We start from the raw sequence: 17,583 nt of genomic DNA on the forward strand, positions 1-17,583 counted from the left end.
GCTGTTTCTTTTTTTGTCTAGCTGCAGCGCCTAGGCGCTTCCGCTTTTCTAGTTACACTCTGGACAACGTCCATAAATTTCGAATTTGTGCCCCGAAATATCATACCCTTTTAAATCCTCACTTAAACTGTTCATTGGACACGTTTCAATTTCTTTTGTTTTACCACAGTCCATACAGATGAAATGATGGTGATGCTGGTGGCGTGAACAGGAAAAGCGAAAATGCTTTTCACCAGAAAGTTCCGTCATTTCAAGAATTCCCATTTTAACAAAAAGAGAAAGATTCCGATAAATGGTATCAAAGCTTAATCCTGGATAGTCTTCCTTTAACTCATCTAAGACATCCTTGGCTGTTAAGTATTTATCACTATCTGCAAACAATTGAAGCATGTCTTCTCTTTTTCCTGTTTGTTTAAATCCGTTTTCTTTTAAGAATTGAATAGCTTCATTAACATTCACCCTGCTGCACCCCCTTGTGAAATCTGAGTTTTAATCATAAATTTTTTAAAAACTATGGTTAATACTAAAATAGCCACAGCAATCATGACAATTGTTCCACCAGGAGCAAGGTCTAAATAATAAGAGGTAAACAGACCTCCAAGGACGGCTATTTCTCCAAAAATGATGGACAAAAAGATTGTTTGTTTAAATCCTTTGGCAATGCGAATACTGGCTGCAACGGGTAATGTCATCAGTGAAGAAACAAGCATGATTCCAACAATCCGCATTGAGGCAGCAATCACAAGTGCCACCATGATAATAAAAATAAAGTGAATGCTTTTTGCCGCTATCCCAGAGGCTTTAGCATGCTCTTCATCAAATGATAATAAAAATAGCTCTTTATATAATAAAATGATTGTGATAACTACAACGATACTAATTACCAAAATAACCCATAAATCTATACGGCTTACTGCAGAAACACTTCCAAATAAATAACTATACAAATCCGTATTGAAACCATCAGCTAGTGATATAAAAATCACCCCAAGTCCTATACCACCGGATAATATGATAGGTATTGCGAGCTCTTGGTAATGTTTATACACTCCTCGCAGCTTTTCAATGAATAACGAGCCTCCGACTGAAAAGACCATACCTAAGTAAAGTGGATTTAGTCCACTTAATGAAATAAAGTATTTTTCAAGTAATAGACTGGCTGCAATTCCTGCCAATGTGACATGACTTAGGGCATCTGCAATTAAAGAAAGTCTCCTGACAACGATGAAGACACCTAATAAGGGTGCAAGAAAACCAATCAAAATTCCTGTTAGAAAAGCATTTTGTAAAAATTCATATTGAAATATTCCTTGAATCATTTTAAAACGCCTCCGTGGTCATGTTGATGGGCGAGTAGATGGACATCCATTCCATAAAATTCAGACATTCCTTCACTTTTATGCTTCTCAAATTCATTTGTATCCCCATGAAAATGTAAATGTTTATTTAGACATGCTACATGGGTCACTTTATCAGAAATGGTTCCGATATCATGTGTAACTAAAAGAAGCGTAATGCCCCGCTTTTTATTTAAATCCGCAAGCATATGGTAAAAAGCGTTCACATTCTCAGCATCAACCCCAACAGTAGGTTCGTCAAGAATTAATAGTTTGGGCTCACTCACAAGGGCGCGGGCAATGAAGACTCTTTGCTGCTGTCCACCTGACAACTCACCGATATTTCGATTACTAAACTTCCGCATCCCCACAGCTTCCAATGCGTCATAAACTTTTTGGGTATCTTCTTTCTTAAGAAAACGAAACAATCCAAGTTTTTTTGTTAATCCACTGGAAACAACTTCATAGACTGTAGCGGGAAAACCAGTATTAAATGAATTGGCTTTTTGTGATACATAGCCGATTTGTTGCCAATCTTTGAATTTATTCATTTCCTGTCCAAATAAGCGAATTTCCCCTTGTTGTGGCTTTAATAGTCCCAATATCAATTTTAATAATGTTGATTTCCCGGAACCATTCGGACCGACAATCGCCAGAAATGAACCATTTGGTACAGTTAGGTTAATATTTTCGAGGACTGTATCCTTTTCATAGCGATAGTAAAGTTGTTTTATTTCAATAATTGATTGTGAAATCATACGCTCACACCTTAATTTTAAGAATCATTCCGATTTAACTTAAAGTAGTATACAATATGAAATTCTTAATGTAAAGACTTTACCTTTACAGGATTAAAATAAATTGTCCTAATTACTCATTTTGTAACACTCTATTTTCCCCCTTCATACATTGGATGAAGGGGTGATGAGTGTGAAGATTTTTGAGAACATCATAAATCATAAGATTAATACCATTACTGGTGATGAACTATTGAAGTATGCAGAACAATTTAATATACGAGTAAATCGGCAGCAAGCATATAAAGTTGCTCAATACTTAAAAGGGAAAAATGTAAATATTTTTGATGACCGCGAAAGATCAGTATTAATTAAAGAAATTGCCAAAATTGCTGGACCTGAAACAGCAAGAGAAGTTAATAAGCTCTTTGTTCAATTCACAAAATGAAGTTCAAAAAGCTGTGCCCTTGAGCACAGCTTTTTCGTTTAACCTTGTGTAATTCTATCCAGCAGGTCTTCATTAAACTTTTGTTGACGCAGCATTTCAATTTCAAATCCATAGGGTGGCTTTTTATTATCTTTATCTTCACCAACGTATGGTGTCTCAAGAATTTTCGGTATCTCAATCAGCTGCGGATGGTGCACGATGTAATTGAGTGCTGAAAAGCCGATATGACCAAAGCCGATATTTTCGTGACGGTCTTTTCTCATTCCTACTGCATTTTTACTATCATTGATATGAAGAACTTTTAATTTATCTAAACCAACAATTTTATCAAATTCATTTAACACACCATCAAAATCTTCGACAATGTTATATCCAGCATCATGCGTATGACACGTATCAAAACATACTGAAAGCCTATCACTATAGTTTACACCATCGATGATCATCGCCAATTCCTCGAACGACTTTCCACATTCAGAACCTTTGCCTGCCATTGTTTCTAATGCAATTTGTAGTTGCTCATTTCCAGTTAATACTTCATTCAAGCCCTCAATAATCTTTTTAATGCCCGCTTCGGTTCCGGCACCAACATGTGCACCAGGATGCAGTACGATTTGCTTAGCACCAATTGCCTCTGTTCTTTCAATTTCTGTACGGAGGAATCTTACACCTAACTCGAACGTATCTGGATTCGTGGTATTACCAATATTGATGATGTATGGAGCATGGACAACAATTTCAGAGATTCCGTTCTCCTCCATATGTCTTCTTCCTGCTTCAATGTTCAAATCTTCAATTTTTTTTCTTCGAGTGTTTTGCGGTGCTCCAGTATAGATCATGAATGTATTTGCGCCATAAGAAACGGCTTCCTCGCTCGCAGCCAACAGCATTTTCTTACCACTCATTGAAACATGTGATCCAATTTTCAGCAAACCTTCTCTCTCCCTTCAATCTTACTTCTTCTTTAATCTTCTTTGACGCTTTTTAATTTTGTCCATTTCCCACTGCATTTTCTTTTTGTAGCCTGGTTTTACTTTTTGAGGTTTTTTGACCATAGATTTAGCAGTCTTTTCTGCTTCATCCTCTTTTCTTACACGTGTCTTTCTTTTATTTCGATCCTCTAATTCAACAAATTCTTCTTTTTTAAGGTCTACGTACTTAAATTGAATCCCCAGCTTTTCAAGACGATTTAATGCATCTTCATCGGAGATATCATATACAGTGAGGGCTACTCCCGTATTGCCCGCTCTTGCTGTCCGTCCCACTCTGTGAATGTAAAAGTCTAAATCTGTAGGTAATTCATAGTTAATTACATGACTTATTCCTTCAATATCAATTCCCCTTGAAGCTAGGTCAGTGGCAACGATATATTGGTACTCTAAATCCTGTATTTGCTTCATCATTTTTTTTCGTTCACGCGGGTTCAAATCTCCATGGACACGAGCAACCTTTAGCCCTTTGTTAATCAAAAAGTTGGCAACTTCCTCCGCCATTTTTTTTGTATTTGTAAAAACTATCGCTAAATATGGGTTGTATTGAATAAGCGCATCGTGAACGAGCTGCTTTTTATTTCTGTGCCTTGAAGGCAGTAGATAATGCGTTAAATTCTCAGCCGTTTTTCTCTTGGCATCAATTTGAATGGTTTTCGGATTTTCCATGTACTTTTTGAGAAACGGTTTAAGTTTTTCTGGAATTGTTGCCGAGAAAACAAGCATCTGCAATTTCTCAGGCATTTTTGCGGCTACTTGATCCAAATCCTCGATAAAGCCCATATCAAGCATCATATCTGCTTCATCCACTACAAGTACTTCTGACGTATGAACAAATAGTGCTTGCTCAATCATCAGATCTTTAATTCTGCCTGGAGTTCCTACTACTATATGGGGCTGTACCTTAAGTTTATCAATTGTTCTTTGCTTGTCTGTTCCACCAATGTAGCATCTTGTCATGATTGCCTTATCAGGGCTGCAATGCTCAGTCACCTTTAATATTTGATGATAGATTTGCGTTGCAAGCTCTCTTGTTGGTGCTGTGATAACAGCTTGAACCTCCTGACGCTCTGGATTAATCCTTTCAAGTATCGGCAAAACAAAGGCAAGTGTTTTCCCTGTTCCTGTCTGGGACTGACCAATTGCACTTTCATTTTTTTGAACTAATGGAATCATCCGTTCTTGAATCTCAGTTGGCTCATAAAAACCTTGTTCCTTAATTGCTTCTATAATAAAAGGCTGAAAATTAAAACGTTCAAAACGATTTTCCTTCATGTTATTGCTCCTTATATATTAATATCTACCGTTTATGGAGTAGTTTTCTTACTTTAGCAAGAGCATCCACTTTTATTTCCATCATGTAATTATAGTAAAGATTCATCTAAATAACCAGTTATTATCATCTTTTACTTTTAGACTGCTTTTAATCATGAAAATTTACAGTTTATCCTTGTGTTTATTCCTAAACCAAATTTAGGATATTGCATACCTTAAATTATAAGGCTTTTTTGAAAGGAGGACATACGTATGCAGCAGTTTAGACCGAGATTTCCCCAACATGGTCATATGGGACCAAATATGATGGGTCCTGGACCTTATGGCGGTCAACAACACATGATACCTCATTATGGCGGTAATGGACCAATGATGGGATTACAGCAGAACTTTAACGGCGGCAGACCCATGATGGGACAAACGATGGGAAGAGGGCAAGGAAGAAGAAATGGCGGCGGATTACTTTCGAAAATTCTTGGTGGAAAAAAACAAGGCAATCAACGATCAGGTCTTGGAGGTATAAAGGCAGGGCCACGTGCTGTTCCTAGTGGTTCAGGAGGAGTTGGCTCCATCCTTCAAACCCTAAGAAATCCTGACAGTATCACAGGATTTCTTAATAATACTCAACAGGTTTTGAAGACAGCCCAATCTTTTGGTCCAATGGTTCAGCAATACGGACCAATAGTGAAGAATCTTCCTATGATGTGGAAATTATATAAAGGGTTTAAAGACCTGCCAACAGAGGAAAAGTCTGAGGAAGACAAAACAGAAACCTCTATTATGGAAGATCATTCTGTCCCACTCAAGGCAGAACCGAAGAGAAAACCGAAAGAAAAAAGGAATATTGAGTCTGAAGAAGTTGTAGAAAGAAAAAGCCACAACGGTCCTTCTGTTCCGAAACTATATATTTAATTACATCGATGCTGAAATAAACAGCATCTTTTTATTTTCCAGAGATTTTCACAGGAAAATTTCACAAAAATCTCACAGGAAAAATGTATCTTTGTATTATTTCTATTAGTTTTATATAATAAATACATAGATTCAAAGTCATGTTCTTTAGGAGGACTTTATTATATGCAAATTATTAAAATTTCACCACGTGGATATTGTTATGGTGTTGTTGACGCGATGGTAATTGCGCGAAATGCCGCTTTAGATAAATCATTACCTCGTCCAATCTACATTTTAGGGATGATAGTTCATAATAAACACGTTACAGACGCTTTTGCCGAAGAAGGTATCATCACACTTGACGGAAAAAATCGTAGGGACATACTAGAAAAAGTAGATACAGGTACTGTAATTTTTACAGCACATGGTATATCTCCTGAAGTAAGAGAGCTAGCGAAAAACAAAGGACTTGTTACGATTGACGCTACATGTCCAGATGTAACAAGAACCCATGATTTAATTGAAGAAAAAACAAAGCAAGGCTTTGAAGTCATTTATATTGGAAAAAAAGGCCATCCTGAGCCTGAAGGCGCAGTTGGTGTTGCCCCTGCTCTTGTACATCTAGTTGAAACTCCAAGTGATGTCGCTGCATTAACGCTTGATAGTAAAAACCTGATTGTTACGAATCAAACCACTATGAGCCAATGGGATGTTGCTGAAACGATGAAAAAGGTTCAGGAGAAATATCCGCATGCTGTAGCCTATAATGAAATATGTAATGCCACACAGGTACGTCAGGAAGCGGTTGCCGGTCAAGCCACAGAGGCAGATGTAACCATCGTTGTTGGAGATCCAATGAGTAACAACTCCAATCGTCTCGCACAAGTCTCAGAAGAAATTGCCGGCACAAAGGCCTATCGTATCGCCGATATATCAGAGTTAGAAATTGACTGGATTAAGGACGCTAAGAATGTCGCCGTTACATCTGGTGCCTCTACACCTACACCAATCACCAAGGAAGTTATAACATTCTTAGAACAATTTGACCCAAATAATGAAGCAACCTGGGAACGTCGCAAAAATGTGCCTTTGAATAAAATATTACCTAAAGTTAAAAAATAACCGGTCGATCTCGACCGGTTTTTTTATAAAAATTGAAACGGATCTGTGTTCACTTCGGAAGGGAAGATATCGACTTCATAACCTGATTCCTTGCACATTTTGTTAAGAGTATCTGTAAGTCCCTTTTTCATGATTTTTTCGACATTATGTCCAGGATCAATCATGTTTAATCCCTGCATTATCGCATCATGCGCTATATGATAATAAATATCTCCTGTAATATAGACATCTGCGCCCTTAAACTTTGCGCTCATGAAATACTTATTTCCATCTCCACCTAATACAGCAACTTTCTTAACACGTGATGATAAATCACCAACCACCCGAACTTTATCAACTTCCAAAGCCTCTTTTACCCTCTCAACAAACTCTCCGAGTGTCATTTCCTTGACTGTTCCAATTCTGCCAAGGCCAAGAACTTCACCTTTATTTTCAACGGGATAAACATCATAAGCCACTTCTTCATATGGATGGGCCTTTACCACAGCATTAACTGCCCTTTTTAACAGATTCTCTGGTACAATTGTTTCAATTCTTACTTCATCCACCTGCTCTAATTGTCCTTGCGCTCCGATATAAGGATTGGTATTTTCCCCGGGTAAAAACCTTCCTGTTCCATCTGCAGAAAATGAACAATGGCTATAATTACCAATGAAGCCAGCACCAATACCCCCTAGGACCTTTCTAATCTCCTCGGCATGACTTGTCGGTGTAAAGACAACTAATTTCTTAAGCTTAGTTTCGTGTGTAGGTACTAGTACTTCAGAGTTTTCTAAACCAAGTGCTTCGGCTAGGAGGTCATTTACCCCGCCTTTAGCCACATCAAGATTAGTATGGGCTGCATAGACCGCAATATCATGCTTTAATAGTTTTTCAATCATTCTTCCCTGTACTGTGTCTGTTAGGACATTCTTAAGAGGGCGAAAGATTGGTGGATGATGGGCGATGATTAGCTGCACATTCTTTGCAATGGCCTCATCTATAACTTCCTCAAGGACATCAAGGGCAATCATAATTTTATCTATTTTCTTGTTCAAGCGTCCAATTTGTAAACCTATCTTATCATCTTCCATTGCAAGACCCTTCGGAGAAAACTGTTCAAAAAGTTGAATGATTTCATGACCATTCGCTTTCTTCATTGTCCAATACCCCCTCTACAAGAGTAATTTTATTCATGATCTCTTGTTTTTTCTCTTCTGTTTCAGCAGAAGATGCGGCACTTTCAAGCTGTTCATAAATTCGCTTCCAATTTTTCTTTTCTAGAGCCCATTTCTTCTTAAACGCCTCTTCTTTTCTTTGAAGAAGGAAAGGTCCGACTAATAGACCTGTTTCTACTTGTATGTCACGATAAGGCTTTAAAGGGTCTCCTTTTTCAGCTACTAAAATTTCGTAAATTTTGCTATCCTCTTCAATGATTTCCTCCGCAATCAATTCCCACTCATTATCGACTAGCCAATGTCGAATGGCGATTGCATTGATATTTGGCTGTAACACAAGACGCTTTACGGAAGTAAGTTTTTCATTACCATTATCTAAAATAGTGGCAATAAGACTTCCTCCCATACCGGCAATGGTAATACAATCTGCATCACCAGGCTGAATTACTTCTAACCCATCACCCATTCTAACTGAAATCATTTCAGTAAGCCCTTCTGCCATTACGTTTTTTTCTGCTGACAGAAAGGGACCTTTTGCAACTTCTCCAGCAATCCCAAAGGAAATTCGTCCGTTCTTAGCAAGATAACTGGGTAAGTAAGCATGATCAGACCCAATATCCGCTAACCTTGAATCCTTTGGAACATATTTTGCTACCATTTCTAACCGAACTGATAATTTATCCGTATTCAAATCATTCACCACTTTTTATGTATTACCTACTAGTATAAAAAAAGTCCTTCACAAAAAGCAAAGGACCTTTTCATTGAAACAATTATTTAATATTTGCTAACCATTCAGCCATAGCATCGGCTTCCTCTGGTTTTACCATACCGGCTGGCATGTTTCCTCTTCCTTTTGTAACCACTTCGATGATTTCATCCTTGGATAACCTGTCGCCAACACCTTTTAGAGCAGGACCCATTCCCCCTTGGTACTGATCACCGTGACAGCCGATACAAGACCCTGTGTAAATGTCTTCAGGCGCTTTTGCAACCTGTTCTGTTTCAGTTCCGCCTTCTTTTTCCTTGGCAAGCTCATCCATATCTCCGAGGCCTTTGAAAGACAATAAGAACATTAGTCCGATTCCAAATACAAAGATCAGGATGTAAGGAATTACCGGATTTCGATTCATCATATAACCTCCCTTATGTACGTATAACTGTAAATAAATAGTCTTCTACAAACAACTACTATTTTACTTTAAAAACCTAAGAAGGAAAAGCCCTAAACTTACTTTGTCACGATAATATTTATAAAAAAGAAAAACAGGCTGATTTTTTGAAAAAAAGTCAGCCTTCTTATTCTTCCCATTTATTCTCTTTAACAACCAATTAATCGTGCAATTACTGTCCTTTGAATTTCAGAAGTACCTTCACCAATTTCAAGAAGCTTAGCGTCACGCATCATCCTTTCAACATGGTACTCCTTCATGTAGCCATATCCGCCATGCAATTGTACGGCTTGATTGGTTACTTCCATACATATTTCAGATGCATAGAGCTTGCACATTGAAGCTTCTTTGCTAAACGGTCTCCCTTGATCCTTGAGCCAAGCAGCCTTATAAACCATATTACGGGCTAATTCAATTTTCATTGCCATATCTGCCAGCTTAAACTGCACTGCCTGAAAGGAGGAAATGGACTTTCCAAACTGTTTCCGCTCCTTTGTATACTGCAAAGACTTCTCAAAAGCGCCTTGTGCAATACCAACAGCCATTGCGCCAATTCCAATCCGTCCCCCATCAAGTGTAATCAAAAATTGCTTAAAGCCCTCTCCCTTTTTACCTAGTAAATTCTCTTCTGGGACCCGCACATCCTCCATCACCAGTTCAGTCGTGTTTGAAGCATTGAGACCCATCTTTTCATAATTATCAATCACAGTAAATCCTTCTGCATCAGTGGGCACGATGATTGCACTAATTTCCTTTTTCCCATCATTCATGCCTGTTATGGCAGTAATCGCTAAATGCTTTGCATAGCTTGCATTTGTAATAAAGCATTTATTGCCATTTATGATATATTCACCATTTTTTAATATAGCAGTTGTTCTAGTTCCTCCTGCATCAGATCCTGCATCCGGCTCAGTCAATCCAAAAGCACCAAAGGATTCCCCCGTACAAATCGGAGTTAGATATTTCTGTTTCTGATTTTCTGTTCCAAATAAATTCAATGGTGATCCGCCCAACGAGATATGAGCAGAATAGGTTATCCCAGTGGAAGCACATGCTCTGCTTAGTTCTTCTGTAACTATCGCAAAACTGACTGTGTCAGCTCCTCCGCCTCCATATTCTTCAGGAAATGGCAGACCCATTATTCCCATTTCAGACAATTGTTTGAAAATGTCTACCGGAAATTGTTTATTTCTATCTCTCTCAATGGAACCTGGTGCTACTACTTCATCTGAAAACTCACGTATCATTTTTTTAATCATTTCTTGTTCTGGTGTTAAATCAAAATTCATATTCATCCCCCTTGTAAAGCATTGTATGCGCTACCATTATTATTCGGGGAACTAAATAATATTCTCAAGATTTAAAAACTTAAAAATATTTTAAGTTATCTTTGAATATAATATTTTAAATTTTAACGTGTTGCGGTGCGGATTGTGTTGAGGATAAACCCTTTATTACGAAAATGATTTGTGATTAAAATGAAAAAAATTACTTTTACCTATTTGCAAAGTGTAAAACAATTCAGTAAAATAAATACAAATACGTATTCGAAAGTGCTTTCATTTCCAATTATTTCAAAAAAGAGCTATTTTAAACTTTTATTTTGATTTGCGCTCAATCAACAATGTGCTTTAACATAGCTAAAAAAAATAGTTTACCTCTTTATTAAGAAGTAAACTAAAGTTTATATTTGAAGGTTTTATTCTAAGAAATCTTTTAGGCGTTTGCTTCGACTAGGATGTCGTAATTTACGCAATGCCTTTGCTTCAATTTGTCGGATACGTTCACGGGTCACCCCAAAGACTTTTCCAACCTCTTCAAGAGTGCGTGTGCGTCCATCGTCGAGCCCAAATCGTAAGCGAAGGACGTTTTCTTCACGGTCTGTAAGTGTATCAAGAACATCTTCAAGCTGCTCCTTCAATAATTCGTAGGCAGCATGCTCTGAAGGTGAGGTGGCATCTTGGTCTTCTATGAAATCACCTAGGTGTGAATCATCTTCTTCACCGATAGGAGTTTCAAGGGAGACAGGCTCTTGAGCAATTTTCAAGATTTCCCTAACTTTATCTGGCGTTAAGTCCATATCTTCGCCGATTTCTTCTGGAGTTGGTTCGCGACCAAGGTCCTGAAGTAATTGTCTCTGGACACGAATTAGTTTATTAATGGTTTCAACCATATGCACAGGAATACGAATGGTCCTAGCTTGGTCAGCAATGGCTCTTGTGATGGCCTGACGAATCCACCAGGTAGCATAAGTACTGAACTTAAAGCCTTTGCGATAGTCGAATTTCTCAACCGCTTTGATTAGTCCCATATTGCCTTCTTGAATTAGATCAAGAAAGAGCATACCGCGTCCAACATATCGTTTTGCAATACTAACAACAAGACGGAGGTTTGCTTCGGCTAGGCGTCGTTTCGCTTCTTCGTCGCCTTCCTCAATACGGTTAGCCAATTTTATTTCCTCTTCAGCAGAAAGCAGGTCTACTCGACCAATTTCTTTTAAGTACATACGAACAGGATCGTTTATCTTCACACCAGGAGGAACGCTAAGATCATTTAAATCAAACTCATCGTCGTCTCCTTTTGCTAATTGCTTAGGGTTTGGATCTTCCTCGTCACTTTCTCCTACTAATTCGATTCCTTGATCACCTAGAAATTCATAAAACTCATCCATTTGATCGGACTCTAAATCAAAATTTGCCATTCTTTCCGCAATATCATCGTAGGCAAGGACTCCGGTTTTTTTTCCCAGTACCGTTAACTGCTCTTTTACTTGTTCGAAGGTCAATTCATTCTCGACCTCTTTTGAACGGGCTGATTTTTCAGCCATATGTCCCCCTCCTTCCAGATTCAAAGACATTAAAAATGGAATCTATAGCGATTTACGCAATTGGATGATTTCAATTCCAATTGCAGCAGCTTTTTTAAAATCACTTTGTCGCTCAGCTTCTTTTTGTTCCACTTCTTTTTCTTTTATCTTTAACAATTTTTGATAATTCAACACCTGTTTGATATAATCAGTTAATTCTTGATTGCTTAATTCGTCATTAACGGACATCATTTCAATATCAGCGACTATTCTTCTAAGTTTTTCATCTTGGATATAGGTTAAAAATGCACTAGAATCAGGATTCATATGATCTTCGTAAAAACCAATTAGATAAGTTATTATTGCCTGATGTTCATCAAGATTAAACGTGTTACCCTGCAATAAATCCTGAACCTTATAAGCTGTATCTCGATTTCTTAACATATGTGCAATTAATCGCCTCTCAGCAGTATAATGTGCAGGCTTTAATTTATTCACCTGTTTAACCATTACACTGGGCTTGTTGATTGGCTGATTTTGACCATTTGAATTCCTTTTTTCTGAAAAGAAAATCTGTTTTAGCTGTTGTTGTAACGCGTCTAACGAAATCGAAAATTCTGAGGCTAGTTGACGCAAATAATGATCTTTTTCAACAGCTTTAGTCAATTTACTTATTTCTTTAAGTATTGTTTCGATATAAGCAAGCCGATCTCCTTCTATTTGAAGATTTTTTCCTCTTCGAAAATAAAGAAATTTAAATGCCATCCAGGTAAGACTTGCACCTATGACCTCATTACGAAACTTTTCATGACCATTTTTTTTTATATAATCATCTGGATCAAGTCCATCTGACATCATGGCAACTTTAATGGTACAACCCGCGTCGATAAGCATATTTCCTGCTCTAAACGCCGCTTCAATTCCGGCTTTGTCTGAGTCAAAACAAATTGTGATCGACTGTGTATTCTGCCTTATAAGAGTGATGTGCTCATCTGTCAAGGAGGTACCCATTGTAGCGATACCATTTTCCACACCAGACCTGTCAGCAGCAATTACATCAGCAAATCCTTCAAAAAGAACTGCTTGCTGTAATTTCCGTATACTTGGTTTGGCCAAATGAAAATTATATAAAATTTTGCTTTTATTAAAGATTACTGTTTCGGGACTATTTAAATATTTGGGCTCCTCAGCCCCTAAAGACCTCCCTGAAAAAGCAATCGTGTTTCCATTCCGGTCAAAAATCGGAAACATAATTCGATCTCGGAATCGATCAAAATAGGTTCCATCCCGTTCTCGTTTGATAATCAATCCGGCTTTTTCCATTAATTCTGGTGAAAAATCCCTTTTGGTAAGGAATTTATATACAAAATCCCATGAATTCAATGAATAGCCAATTTGAAATTTATCAATCGATTCTCGGGAAAATCCTCTCTTCAGCAAATACTCTAAAGCATGTTGACCGTCTTTTGTATTTACCAATAAGTGATGGTAAAATTTATTCAAGAGCTCATGTGCGTCAAGCATTGACTGAAGTTCTGGAGAAACACTCTTCCCCTTCCCATTTACTGAGAAGTTTACTTGTAGATCAATATTAGCCTTTTCAGCTAATTTAATGGCAGCTTCTAGAAATGAAATTCCTTCCAGCTCCATTAAAAATGAGAAAACATTTCCTCCCGCTCCACAGCCAAAACAATGGTAAATTTGTTTATCGGATGAAACGGAAAATGATGGGGAGTTTTCTCCATGGAAAGGACATAATCCGAAGTAATTTCGCCCTTGTTTTTTAAGTTGAACATATTCGCTAATTATTTCAACAATATCAACAGACTGACGAATTTGATTAATTTTTTCTTCGGCAATCCGTTCTGCCATGAAAACATCTCCATTGTGTACTTATTCTACAAAGAAATCTAAATTCCTGCATTTTTCGACAAAATTTTTGTAAATAAATTTTGCACGTTCATCAGAATTAAAAGACTTTGGTCCTTTACCATATACACCCCTTTTTCTTGCTTTAGCATTTAGAAAGCGCAAGTCAAGAGCAGTTTGTATTCCGGATTCATCATATACATTCCCTTTTGGTGAAAGTATATGTACTCCCTTAAGAAGTAATGTGGAGGCCAGTCCAATATCCTGTATAACAGTAATATCCCCCTTTGCAGTATGATTCATGATGAACAAGTCCTCGGCTTCTTTTCTGGAATCAACATATTTCCATGCTGCATTCACATATGTAATCTTATTGTTTCCATGATGATCAAAGAGAAGCGATAAAAAGAACTTTCACGGAAAATGTAGAAGCAATTTCGACAATTTCCTCTTTAACAGGGCATGAATCTGCATCTACAAAAATAGTTGGAATGCTTTTGTATTAGTATTAATTCTACATCACTCCGCATATTCCTTCTTAAAGATGCTAACTTTTTAGGAGTAGCCCTAAAAAGACTTATGTCGAATTTTTTTCTGAAGGTTCCCTTGACATCTAACAATAAATAGTTTATTCGTATACATGCAAGTCTAAACCTAAAAGATTCATTTTTATCACAATTTTTTATTATAGTACATTCTTTTGTACATTTCCATACTTTTTTATCGTTAAATGAAAAACACATAATCTAAGATTATGTGTTAAGAGCTTCTTTTATGAAAGTAATTTAGAATAACATTTGCTGTTTCTTCAACTGCCTTATTGGTTACATCAATAACTGGACAATTTATTCTATTTACTATTTTTTCAAAGAAAGTTAACTCATCACGAATTCTCTCAATATTTGCATAGCTAGCCTGATCATTTAAGCCTAACGAAATTAACCGTTCTCGCCTAATATTATTTAGTTTTTCCGGACTGATTTTAAGTCCAAAGCATTTCTCTGCTGGAACTTTGTATAATTCCTCTGGAGGGTCCACTTCTGGTACAAGTGGTACATTCGCAACTTTTAACCGCTTTAAAGCCAAATATTGTGACAAAGGAGTTTTTGACGTTCTAGACACTCCGATTAAGACAATATCTGCTTTTAGTATTCCTCTTGGGTCGCGTCCATCATCATATTTAACAGCAAATTCAATGGCTTCTACTTTTTTAAAATAATCCTCATCTAGTTTTCTGACGAGTCCCGGTTCGCACAGCGGGGTTTTTCCACTAAAAATTTGAATTTGGTCCATAATCGGTCCCATTAAATCTACTGCATATATTCCTGCTTCGTCTGCCTTTTCCATTATATAAGCACGCATATCTGGTTTTACCAATGTAAAAGCGATCATAGCATGGTCCATCGTAACAAGTGAAACTACTTCATCAATATGTTCCTTATCCTCAACATAGGGGAATCTTTTCAAGATCATTCCTGACCCATTAAACTGGCTGATCGCCGCTTTTGTAACTAATTCAGCTGTTTCCCCCACTGAATCAGATACTACATATATGACAGGCGTTATCATTCTTCCTCAACAGCTCCTCTGGAAAATCCTATTATTAATATCTACATCCAGATCTAGGGATGTGCAATCTAATTAATCATTACCCAAGGCAACAAATGCTTTAGTAATATTTGTCTTCGTAATTCTGCCTATTACTTCATACCCTTTTTCTGACTGCCTAACTATAGGCAGCGCATCAATTTGTTTATCGATTAGTAATTTTGCAACATCGATTAAAGTATCATCCATTTCACACATTGTAATATTAGGCATTCTAGTCATAATGATGTTGATTGGAAGTGCTGTAAGCTCTTGTTTGCCAATACTCGCCCTAAGAAGGTCTTTTCTTGATAACACACCAGCTAAAAGCGAGTTTTGATCTACAACAAATAATGTTCCCACATCCTCAAGGAACATTGTACAAATCGCATCATAAACTGAAACGTTTTCCTTTACTAAGACTGGGATTGAATTATAATCTTTCACACGTATTTTCTGGAGATTTTCAGTCAAAAGCTGAGTTCTAGACTTTCCCGTATAAAAATATCCTACACGTGGTCTAGCGTCTAAATATCCAGCCATTGTTAAAATGGATAAATCTGGCCTTAACGTTGCTCGTGTTAAATTTAGCTGTTCTGCAATGTTCTCCCCTGTTATCGGTCCATTATCCTTCACAATCTGAATGATAAGTTCTTGGCGTTTGGTCAGTTCTATTTTTCTCACCACCATATTTTATCCATTATGTAGAGGGGCGGTAGGGACCGCACCCTCAAAAACTCAATATTTAAAACATAATTTTTTCTTGAATGAAGGTAACTAATTCTGCGATTGGTAGACGTGTTTGTTCCATTGTGTCACGGTTTCTGATTGTTACCATATTGTCTTCTTTTGAATCAAAATCATAGGTGATACAGAATGGTGTACCAATTTCGTCATGTCTGCGATAACGTTTTCCAATTGAACCTGCTTCATCATAGTCAACAGAGAAATGCTTAGCTAATGTTTGAAACACTTCTCTCGCTTCCTCAGAAAGCTTTTTAGACAATGGAAGAACCGCTGCTTTAAATGGTGCCAGTGCAGGATGGAAGTGCATTACTGTCCTAGAAGTCCCATCTTCAAGCTGTTCTTCATCGTAGGCATCGATTAAAAATGCTAATGTTACCCGGTCCGCACCTAGTGAAGGCTCGATACAGAATGGAACATATCTTTCGTTTGTTTCTGGGTCTATATAATTAAAATCTTCACCAGAAAATTGCATATGCTGCTTCAAATCATAATCAGTCCTTGAAGCTACTCCCCAAAGCTCTCCCCATCCAAATGGGAACTTATATTCAAAGTCGGTAGTCGCATTACTATAATGAGATAATTCATCATCTGAATGGTCACGAAGTCTTAAACTTTCTTTATTTAAACCTAAAGAATGCAGCCATTTCTCTGCAAAATTCTTCCAATAACCAAACCATGTCAACTCTTCACCTGGCTTACAGAAGAATTCAAGCTCCATTTGTTCAAACTCACGAGTTCGGAAAGTAAAATTACCAGGTGTGATCTCATTACGGAAGCTTTTCCCGATTTGGGCGATCCCAAAAGGCAATTTCTTTCTCATCGTACGCTGGACATTTTTAAAGTTAACAAATATCCCTTGTGCTGTTTCAGGGCGAAGGAAAATTTCATTTGTGCTAGACTCAGTTACACCCTGGAAGGTTTTAAACATTAAATTAAATTGGCGAATGCCGGTAAAATCATGACTGCCGCAGTCTGGGCAAGCAATATTATGTTCTTTTACAAGTTCTTCCATTTTATCAAACGGAAGTCCGTCAACTATCATCTCTATACCCTTTTCATCAAGAGCATTTTCTATTAATTTATCAGCGCGATGTCTGGCTTTACAGTTTTTACAATCGATCATTGGATCGTTAAAGTTACCGATATGACCAGAAGCCTCCCAAGTTCTTGGGTTCATTAAAATGCTTGCATCTAATCCGACATTGTAAGGAGATTCTTGAACAAACTTCTTCCACCAAGCTTGTTTAATATTGTTTTTAAATTCAACACCTAACGGTCCATAATCCCATGTATTGGCAAGTCCTCCATAAATTTCAGATCCCGGAAAGATAAATCCTCTGTGTTTCGCATGAGAAACAATTTGCTCCATTGATACGCTCATAGTCCTTACTCCTCTTCATTTTAATAAATAAAAAAATAAAAAACTCCCGTCTCTATGCTTAT

At 37.3% G+C, this 17,583-nt stretch carries 17 protein-coding genes and 1 pseudogene; 3 read left to right on the forward strand and 15 right to left on the reverse strand.

The features are described 5' to 3' along the window. Nucleotides 1–48 precede the first annotated feature (48 nt). From TR08_RS09430 to TR08_RS09440, 3 genes are read right to left on the reverse strand one after another with little or no spacing between them, the layout of a single operon-like run. Nucleotides 49–459 carry a Fur family transcriptional regulator gene (locus tag TR08_RS09430; protein WP_045517657.1) on the reverse strand — a complete coding sequence of 137 codons (411 nt, stop codon included), beginning with the start codon at nucleotides 457–459 and terminating at the stop codon, nucleotides 49–51. Then, nucleotides 456–1,319, reverse strand: a complete 864-nt coding sequence (locus tag TR08_RS09435) for a metal ABC transporter permease (RefSeq protein WP_045517659.1) — start codon at nucleotides 1,317–1,319, stop codon at nucleotides 456–458. Before TR08_RS09435 ends, TR08_RS09430 begins: the two co-directional genes overlap by 4 nt. Continuing rightward, a complete protein-coding gene (locus tag TR08_RS09440; protein ID WP_045517661.1) occupies nucleotides 1,316–2,095 on the reverse strand; it encodes a metal ABC transporter ATP-binding protein in 780 nt (259 codons plus the stop codon). Before TR08_RS09440 ends, TR08_RS09435 begins: the two co-directional genes overlap by 4 nt. A 172-nt stretch (nucleotides 2,096–2,267) precedes the next feature. On the opposite strand from TR08_RS09440, the gene TR08_RS09445 reads away from it, so the two are divergent. After that, nucleotides 2,268–2,522: a DUF2624 domain-containing protein gene (locus TR08_RS09445; protein ID WP_045517663.1), complete on the forward strand. Its 255-nt coding sequence runs from the start codon at nucleotides 2,268–2,270 to the stop codon at nucleotides 2,520–2,522. A gap of 38 nt (nucleotides 2,523–2,560) precedes the next feature. Here the strand turns inward: TR08_RS09445 and TR08_RS09450 are convergent, their stop codons facing one another. Continuing rightward, nucleotides 2,561–3,454, reverse strand: coding sequence for a deoxyribonuclease IV (locus tag TR08_RS09450; RefSeq protein WP_045517665.1), 894 nt, complete (start codon nucleotides 3,452–3,454; stop codon nucleotides 2,561–2,563). Nucleotides 3,455–3,475: 21 nt separating this feature from the next. Next, entirely contained in the window at nucleotides 3,476–4,786 is a 1,311-nt protein-coding gene (locus TR08_RS09455) for a DEAD/DEAH box helicase (protein WP_045517667.1), read from the reverse strand. A 252-nt stretch (nucleotides 4,787–5,038) separates the two neighbouring features. Here TR08_RS09455 and vrrA point away from each other — a divergent pair, with 252 nt between their 5' ends. Both vrrA and TR08_RS09465 read left to right on the forward strand, forming a co-directional pair. Continuing rightward, nucleotides 5,039–5,698, forward strand: a complete 660-nt coding sequence (vrrA, locus tag TR08_RS09460; RefSeq protein WP_052427400.1) for a VrrA/YqfQ family protein — start codon at nucleotides 5,039–5,041, stop codon at nucleotides 5,696–5,698. Nucleotides 5,699–5,863: 165 nt separating this feature from the next. Further along, complete coding sequence (locus tag TR08_RS09465) at nucleotides 5,864–6,802, forward strand: 4-hydroxy-3-methylbut-2-enyl diphosphate reductase (RefSeq protein WP_045517669.1); 939 nt, start codon at nucleotides 5,864–5,866, stop codon at nucleotides 6,800–6,802. A gap of 23 nt (nucleotides 6,803–6,825) precedes the next feature. Here TR08_RS09465 and TR08_RS09470 read toward each other — a convergent pair whose 3' ends face one another. The 10 genes and pseudogenes from TR08_RS09470 to TR08_RS09515 all read right to left on the reverse strand — a co-directional run bounded on the left by TR08_RS09470 (nucleotide 6,826) and on the right by TR08_RS09515 (nucleotide 17,521). After that, nucleotides 6,826–7,941, reverse strand: coding sequence for a Nif3-like dinuclear metal center hexameric protein (locus tag TR08_RS09470; protein WP_045517681.1), 1,116 nt, complete (start codon nucleotides 7,939–7,941; stop codon nucleotides 6,826–6,828). Next, complete coding sequence (locus tag TR08_RS09475) at nucleotides 7,919–8,650, reverse strand: tRNA (adenine(22)-N(1))-methyltransferase (protein WP_045517684.1); 732 nt, start codon at nucleotides 8,648–8,650, stop codon at nucleotides 7,919–7,921. The genes TR08_RS09470 and TR08_RS09475 overlap by 23 nt, the downstream gene beginning before the upstream one ends. A gap of 82 nt (nucleotides 8,651–8,732) precedes the next feature. Continuing rightward, nucleotides 8,733–9,092: a cytochrome c550 gene (gene cccA / locus TR08_RS09480; RefSeq protein WP_045517686.1), complete on the reverse strand. Its 360-nt coding sequence runs from the start codon at nucleotides 9,090–9,092 to the stop codon at nucleotides 8,733–8,735. 188 nt (nucleotides 9,093–9,280) lie between these two features. Next, a complete protein-coding gene (locus tag TR08_RS09485; protein WP_045517688.1) occupies nucleotides 9,281–10,420 on the reverse strand; it encodes an acyl-CoA dehydrogenase family protein in 1,140 nt (379 codons plus the stop codon). 410 nt (nucleotides 10,421–10,830) lie between these two features. Continuing rightward, nucleotides 10,831–11,958 (reverse strand): RNA polymerase sigma factor RpoD, encoded by a 1,128-nt coding sequence (gene rpoD / locus TR08_RS09490; protein WP_045517690.1) that lies wholly within the window; start codon nucleotides 11,956–11,958, stop codon nucleotides 10,831–10,833. A gap of 42 nt (nucleotides 11,959–12,000) precedes the next feature. Further along, nucleotides 12,001–13,809 carry a DNA primase gene (gene dnaG / locus TR08_RS09495; RefSeq protein WP_045517698.1) on the reverse strand — a complete coding sequence of 603 codons (1,809 nt, stop codon included), beginning with the start codon at nucleotides 13,807–13,809 and terminating at the stop codon, nucleotides 12,001–12,003. A gap of 21 nt (nucleotides 13,810–13,830) precedes the next feature. Next, nucleotides 13,831–14,299: pseudogene (locus TR08_RS09500) on the reverse strand (DUF188 domain-containing protein). A 266-nt stretch (nucleotides 14,300–14,565) separates the two neighbouring features. Next, nucleotides 14,566–15,375: a pyruvate, water dikinase regulatory protein gene (locus tag TR08_RS09505; protein ID WP_045517700.1), complete on the reverse strand. Its 810-nt coding sequence runs from the start codon at nucleotides 15,373–15,375 to the stop codon at nucleotides 14,566–14,568. Between the two features lie 72 nt (nucleotides 15,376–15,447). Then, on the reverse strand, nucleotides 15,448–16,083 hold the full coding sequence (locus tag TR08_RS09510) for a helix-turn-helix transcriptional regulator (protein ID WP_274521000.1): 636 nt from the start codon (nucleotides 16,081–16,083) through the stop codon (nucleotides 15,448–15,450). A gap of 55 nt (nucleotides 16,084–16,138) precedes the next feature. After that, entirely contained in the window at nucleotides 16,139–17,521 is a 1,383-nt protein-coding gene (locus TR08_RS09515; protein ID WP_045517703.1) for a glycine--tRNA ligase, read from the reverse strand. Nucleotides 17,522–17,583: the final 62 nt, after the last annotated feature.

The organism is Neobacillus niacini (assembly GCF_000759675.1).
Lineage (GTDB): Bacteria > Bacillota > Bacilli > Bacillales > Cytobacillaceae > Neobacillus > Neobacillus niacini_A.